Annotated in this window: 1 rRNA gene; it reads left to right on the top strand. The window is 36.9% G+C overall.

Annotation, left to right across the window (positions count from 1 at the left end):
• Window positions 1–160 precede the first annotated feature (160 nt).
• Window positions 161–276: ribosomal RNA gene (rrf, locus tag BALCAV_RS20955) — 5S ribosomal RNA — on the top strand.
• Window positions 277–636 lie beyond the last annotated feature (360 nt).

Raw genomic sequence — 636 nt, 5'->3', positions numbered from 1 at the left:
AACAATCTAAAATCAAGTTCATCAAGAACTGATTTTGACAAAGAGAACCAAGAAGTTCGAGGCAGCAAATGACCGAACGAATGGAGTGTATACCGATACACGACATGACGGAGGAAATGCAGCTAACGAAGAAATTCGCCGGTTATCTGAAGTCAAAAAGTTTGGTGGCGATAGCGAAGAGGTCACACCCGTTCCCATGCCGAACACGGCCGTTAAGCTCTTCAGCGCCGATGGTAGTTGGGGGCTTCCCCCTGCAAGAGTAGGACGTTGCCAAGCGTAGATAAAGCACAACCCAATAGGGTTGTGCTTTTTAAATTGCATAAAAAGAACGCTCAGGCGCTGATAATATATTATTTTAGTATAAGTATATTTATATGTTATTTACTAGGAATGCATTATGGTTTATTCTAACATCGCACCAAAGAGTTATTTGAATGTTCATAAAAATAGATACTCAAATTCATCTAATATTCCTCTTTAAAGACACTACTGATTATTACTAGGTCTAGACTCTTAATTTTATGATTATTTACACACTCAATGTCTATAAAAAATTTGGAGGTGATACTTCGACACGTATTGTCCTATTTTTTGAGCTTGATGGACACTTTTCTATTAATCTTATTAAATAATAAG

This window comes from Alkalihalobacillus alcalophilus ATCC 27647 = CGMCC 1.3604 (genome assembly GCF_000292245.2).
Classification (GTDB): domain Bacteria; phylum Bacillota; class Bacilli; order Bacillales; family Bacillaceae_D; genus Alkalihalobacillus; species Alkalihalobacillus alcalophilus.
The sequence above is the reverse complement of the archived record's forward strand: the minus strand, read 5'-3'. Positions and strand labels throughout refer to the sequence as shown.